The organism is Streptomyces neyagawaensis, assembly GCF_023516595.1.
Lineage (GTDB): Bacteria > Actinomycetota > Actinomycetes > Streptomycetales > Streptomycetaceae > Streptomyces > Streptomyces neyagawaensis.
In genome coordinates, this window is the sequence record NZ_JAMGBG010000187.1 from 1 (window position 1) to 478 (window position 478).

At 79.7% G+C, this 478-nt stretch carries 1 pseudogene; it reads right to left on the reverse strand.

What is annotated here, in order from left to right:
• Window positions 1–437 (reverse strand): annotated as a pseudogene (locus M8J73_RS42430) (DEAD/DEAH box helicase); the annotation flags it as partial.
• Window positions 438–478: the final 41 nt, after the last annotated feature.

The window sequence follows — 478 nt, forward strand, 5'->3', positions numbered from 1 at the left end:
TCGGCGGCCTTGCGGGTACGCCGACGCGTCTTCGGCGCGGCCTCCTCGGCAACCGTGCTCTCGGCCGTGTCGACCGCCACCTCGGCGGCCGGAGCCTCGACCGGCTCCGCCGACGCCGTCTTGCGCGTGCGGCGGCGGCGCGGCTTCGCCTCGTCGGCGGCAGGCAGGACGCCGGCGGTGTCCGCAGCGTCCGCGACCGTGCTCACCGCCGAAGCCTTCACCGCATCCGCGGCGTCGGGGGCGGCGTCCAGGGCCCTCTCGGACCCCTCGGTCTCCACCGCCGACGTCACCGTCTGGCCCGACGTCGTGCCGCCGCGGGTGCGGCGACGGCGGCGGGGCGTGCGGGGGCCGGCGTCGGCCTCGGTGGACGTGCCCGGCGTCTCAGTGGGCCGCGTCGGCTCGGTGACCGCCGTCGCCTCGGGGGCCGTCGCGTCCACGGTGGCGCCACCGCGCGTCCGGCGGCGACGGCGCGGCGTAC